This is a genomic window from uncultured Gimesia sp. (genome assembly GCF_937919775.1).
Taxonomy (GTDB): Bacteria; Planctomycetota; Planctomycetia; order Planctomycetales; family Planctomycetaceae; genus Gimesia.
This window is the reverse complement of record NZ_CALFPF010000688.1, coordinates 1-5,437: the sequence shown is the minus strand read 5'-3', so window position 1 is coordinate 5,437 and position 5,437 is coordinate 1. Positions and strand designations below refer to the sequence as shown.

The following is a 5,437-nucleotide window of genomic DNA, read 5'->3' as shown; positions in this document are numbered from 1 at the left end:
GATCGAAGTGAACGATCAGAAAATCAGTTTTAAAAGAGCAGTCATCGCGACCGGCGCCCGGGCAGCAGTCCCTTCTATCGAAGGTATTGAAGAAGCGGGTTATCTCACCAATGAGACCGTTTTCTCACTGACCGAACTCCCGCAGCGGCTTGCCGTGATCGGGGCCGGTCCGATTGGATGTGAATTGGCACAAACTTTCGCCCGCTTTGGTTCGGAAGTCACACTGCTGCAGTCACATGCTCAAATATTACCGCGGGAAGATCCGGATGCAGCCCGGATCATTCAACGTCAACTGGAATCAGATGGCGTGAAAATCATTCTGAACGCAACCACAACCCTGGTCAGCAGCAAAGCACAAATCAAACAACTCACGATTAGTTCTGAAAATCAGACATTCCATCTGGATGTCGATGAAATACTGGTCGCTGCCGGCCGCGCCCCGAATGTCCAGGGGCTTCACCTGGAAAATGCCGGCGTGGAATACGATGAACGAACAGGGGTCTCCGTAAACGATTATCTGCAGACAACCAACCCAGCCATTTACAGCGCGGGAGATATTTGCTCGCGCTATCAATTCACGCATAGTGCTGATTTCCAGGCGAGAATCGTCATTGGAAACGCTCTGTTTAAAGGCCGGAGTAAAGCCAGCCAGCTTCTGATCCCGTGGTGTACCTATACTGATCCCGAAATTGCCCATGTCGGACTGTATGCGCATGAAGCAAAAGAGCAAAACATCCTCATTCAGACGTTCATTCAGGAGCTGGATGGTGTTGACAGGGCCATTCTGGATGGAGAAACCAACGGTTTTGTGAAAGTCCATGTCAAGCAGGGGACAGATCGAATTGTAGGAGCAACAATCGTCGCCTCTCACGCTGGTGATTTGATCTCAGAAATTTCAGTAGCCATGAAATCCGGCATGGGACTGAAAAAGCTGGCCAGTGTCATTCACCCTTATCCGACTCAGGCTGATGCCATTCGAAAAATTGGAGATCAGTACAACCGAACCCGCCTCAGCCCGTTCATCAAAAGCCTGTTTGTGAAATGGTTGAAGTGGACGCGGTAGGTTCAGGCCTAAGTAGTATTTTTTTATTGGTTTTGAGTGTGATTCCCAGGATCGCAACCTGACCCAGGTCGGTTTTAACCGCGGCTAACGCCGTGCGGCTCATCTTGTTTTCAGGTACTTTGACAGCCGGAATGACTTATTAGCCGAAGGGCGTTAGCCCCGGTTCTTCCACATTTATAAGGAAAATTCGGATTAAGAAACACTACCTGGCCCCGGAGAGATTCGATCTGCGCATGACACATTCAGCAAAGCAATCGGCGTTTAGCTCTTGTAATCCTGCAAAAAACTGATTCTCATGAAGCGGGAATCACGTTTCCTGTTCTCGGTTTTGATGCATACATACTCATGATAAATCCGAATTAACAAAGATTTCGATCCTTCTTCCGTCACTCTCATTCAGAATCTCAGAAATTAAATGCCCTCCCCATTCAAGAATTATTTTGGTGACCTGCATAACCATAATCAGGTAGGTTACGCTCAAGGCTCTCTGGATCGCTCCTTCGAAATTGCGCGGAATCACCTCGACTTTTATGCGTTTACCCCGCACTCCTATTGGCCCGATGTGGAAGAGTACGACGGGAAAATCACCCATAAATGGAAAAATGGATTTCATATTGCCCGTTCCCGCTGGCCTGAAGTGGTCGAGTTGGCGCGAAATTTTGACCAGCCCGGTCAGTTCGTCACCATCCTGGGTTATGAGCGACATGGAACGCAGGAAGGGGACTACCACATGCTTTATCCCGACCTGCAGGGGGACTATGAACTCATCGAAGACCTGGCTGAACTTCAGACGTTTGCCAGACAAAGAGGCTGCCTGCTGATTCCTCACCATCCAGCAAACCGCCTGGGCCACCGCGGATTTGATGCCCGAAAACTGGCACCTGAAGTTTCACCCGTGCTGGAAATCCATTCTGAATGGGGCTGTGCAGAACATGATCGTGCGCCCTTCCCATACAAACGGCACACGGAAGGAGGCCGCTGGACGAAACACACTCTGCAATATTATCTCAATCAGGGTCACCGACTGGGAGTGATTGCCAGCACCGACGATCACCTGGGCCATCCCGGCGGCTATCGGGAAGGTCTCGCCGCCATCAAAGCTACCGAGCTGACGCGAGACGCGCTGTTTGATGCATTACGAAATCGGCGGACCTACGCCGTCACCGGAGACCGGATTGAACTCGATTTCTTTCTGAACGACCGGATGATGGGACAAGAATTAGCATTTACCAAACAACGCCAACTCAAAGTCCATGTGCGCGGCTGGGATGAAATCGACCGCGTCGAAGTTCTCAAAAATGGACGTGTGATACACCGGGATTTCCCCGTTGATAAACAACCGGATCATCGTGCCTGGGACAAACCGGTGGTCCTGCGTTTTGAATACGGCTGGGGTCCCTGGCCGGCTTTAGGGTGGGGCGGAACCGCAGACTGGAATTTCACAGTCAATGTGGAAGACGGCACTCTTCAAGAGGTTCAACCCTGTTTCACGACCGGACCGTTCGACGAATTCCGGCGCGATCGAATTCTGGGACAAACTTCAAACCAGCTCAAAATCCAATCCTTTACCGCCCTCAAGCAACAAGTCGACGACTGGTCCCAAAAGGCGATCGTGATGCGCATTCAGGGAGACGCCAATACGAAAGTTTCGATTTCCTGTACCCAACCCAGCGAGTGCCAGTTAACACAGACGTTTGCCGAGCTTGCCGTGAGCAATGAAATGCTGTTTACGCGCCCCTTTCCCTGGGAATCTGCCATGCTTCATCGACTTGTATTCCATAACCAGTGGGAAACCCAGTTTGAATTTGAAGATGACGGTGAGGGCGAAAAAGACGACTGGTACTATGTGCGTGTCATTCAATCAAACGGGGAAATGGCCTGGTCCAGCCCGATTTGGGTCAATAAAAAATGAATTTTCGCTTTCTAATCGATAAACTTTCACTTGAAGCATCCCTGCGGCATTTTAAACGATCAGAATTGAACGAAGCGGCAATCAGAGAATTGATTCTTTGACCTGTTTTGCTTTAAAATGTAGCTTAAAGTCTAAACTATTTTTCTTTCAGCTTTATTGAAAGTATCCCACGACAATGGTTGAGCCAACCAACCAGACGCTGACTCACGCAGCCCCATTATTAGAGGAACTGGAAGCGGGAACTCCCTCTTTTTCTGCCCTGGTTCAAAAGTTAACACAACTTGTGGGTAAAGACGGCATCTTATTCGATGCAGACGAATTACTGGTCTACGAATGCGATGGTTATATCGTCGACAAAACGGCCCCGGATATCGTCGTTTTTCCGTCATCCACCGAGCAGGTCTCTGCTACGGTCAAGTTATGCAATCAATTTAATGTCCCGTTCCTGGCCAGAGGCGCAGGAACCAGCCTTTCCGGCGGATGCCTTCCCATCGGTGGGGGGGTCATGATTGTCCTGACTAAGATGAAGAAGATCCTGGAGATCAACCTCCGGGATCGCTACGCGGTCGTAGAACCGGGCATGGTGAATTTGCATCTGACAAATGCACTCAAAGGTACCGGATATCATTATGCTCCCGATCCCTCCAGCCAGGGTTCCTGTACGATCGGTGGAAACATCGCCACTAATTCGGGCGGGCCTCATACATTAAAGTACGGGGTCACAACGAATCATGTACTCGGTCTCGAAGCAGTGATGCCCGATGGAACGATCATCGAACTCGGCGGCCCCACTGCGGAAGTACCCGGCTATGACATGCATGGCCTGTATGTTGGAAACGAAGGTACCTTCGGAATTTGCACCAAAGCCACCGTCAGACTGACACGAGATCCGGAATCCCTGCGCACGATGCTGGCGGTATTCCACACGATTGCGGATGCAACAAAGTCCATCTCGGCAATGATCGCCGCCGGTATTATTCCCGCCGCATTGGAAATGATGGACCAGGGGATTATCCAGGCTGTAGAAGAGGCGTTTCATTTCGGATTCCCGCTTGATGCCGGTGCCGTCTTGCTGATTGAAGTGGATGGTCTGGAAATCGCCCTGGATGAAGAAGTGCGTCAGATTCTTGAGATCTGTCATGCTTGTAACGTGCGGGATATTCAAAGTGCAAATACCCCTGAAGAACGACTGCTCATCTGGAAAAGCCGCAAACAGGCGTTTGGCGCCATTGGTCGCCTCAGCCCAAGCTATTGTACTCAGGACGGAGTGGTCCCACGGACGCGACTACCGGAAATTCTTGAATTTATCGAAGAAACCAGTCAGCGTTTCGGCTTGCGAATCGTGAATGTATTTCATGCCGGCGATGGAAACGTGCATCCGATCCTGCTGTTTGATGAACGCGATCAAGAGCAAATTCAAAAAGTCCTGGAAGCAAGTGAAGCCATTCTGGAGAAGTGTCTGGAGCTGGGAGGCAGCGTCACTGGTGAGCATGGCATTGGCGTCGAAAAAATCAACTTTATGAGCCGTATCTTTAACAAAACAGATCTGGCCACGATGGAAACAGTACGCAATCTGTTTAATCCCCGGCAAATTTGCAGCCGGGATAAAGTGCTGCCGCAGCATCAAACTGACGAGAAATCAAGTATTGCCCAGTCTCATCCCACGCGACGTGCACCACATTGATTTTGTGATGACGGCCCCTGACCAATCCAATTGAGAAACATTTTTTTATCAGGCTACTGAAAGAAGATCTATGTCGCCTACACATTCCGGTTCTCTGGAAGAATTTATTCCCGCGTCTCAAACTGAATTAAGTCGCTATATCACTGAAAATGCGGCAACGTCTCAAAAACAGCTTTTCCCTGTGGGTGGCCGCACTTCATTATCCGTGTGCTGCCCTTCCAGCCAGTCCGGAATTCAGATTTGCACCTCGCAATTGAATCGGGTGATCGACTATCCGATACGCGACATGACCATTACCGTTGAAGCAGGTTTGCGACTCGATCAACTCAACGAAATCATTTCTGCGGAAGGACAGCGGCTCCCCCTTGACGTTCCCCAGTCCAACCGTGCGACTGTGGGGGGCGTCATCGCCACCAATACCTGTGGCCCCAAACGATTTTCCCATGGAACCATCCGGGATTACGTGATTGGTATTTCCGCCATTGATGGAACAGGGAATCTCTTCAAATCAGGGGGCAGGGTCGTCAAAAATGTCGCCGGTTATGATCTGGCGAAAATGCTGGTTGGTTCCCTGGGCACATTAGCAGTCATCAGTCAGGTGACACTGAATCTGCGTCCCATACCGGAAACCATGAGCATGGTCTGGTTTGCATTCGATTCCTGTCATACGGTTGAGCGTGCCCTGGCAGCGCTCATTACTTCCGAAACAAGGCCGAATGCCGTTGAATATTGTAACAGTAAAGCAGCCCGGCAAATTGCGGCAGAGTCACGTTTCGAA

The 5,437-nt window shown here is 50.3% G+C and carries 4 protein-coding genes; all 4 read left to right on the top strand.

Translation table 11 applies throughout. The features are described 5' to 3' along the window. On the top strand, positions 1-1,063 hold a 1,063-nt coding region (locus Q0294_RS19450), incomplete at its 5' end, for a mercuric reductase (protein ID WP_299468771.1). 415 nt (positions 1,064-1,478) lie between these two features. Beyond that, positions 1,479-2,975, top strand: a complete 1,497-nt coding sequence (locus Q0294_RS19445; protein WP_299468769.1) for a DUF3604 domain-containing protein — start codon at positions 1,479-1,481, stop codon at positions 2,973-2,975. 175 nt (positions 2,976-3,150) lie between these two features. Further along, on the top strand, positions 3,151-4,659 hold the full coding sequence (locus Q0294_RS19440) for an FAD-linked oxidase C-terminal domain-containing protein (RefSeq protein ID WP_299468767.1): 1,509 nt from the start codon (positions 3,151-3,153) through the stop codon (positions 4,657-4,659). A 70-nt stretch (positions 4,660-4,729) separates the two neighbouring features. After that, the coding region (locus Q0294_RS19435; RefSeq protein WP_299468765.1) for an FAD-binding oxidoreductase at positions 4,730-5,437 on the top strand (708 nt) is incomplete at its 3' end.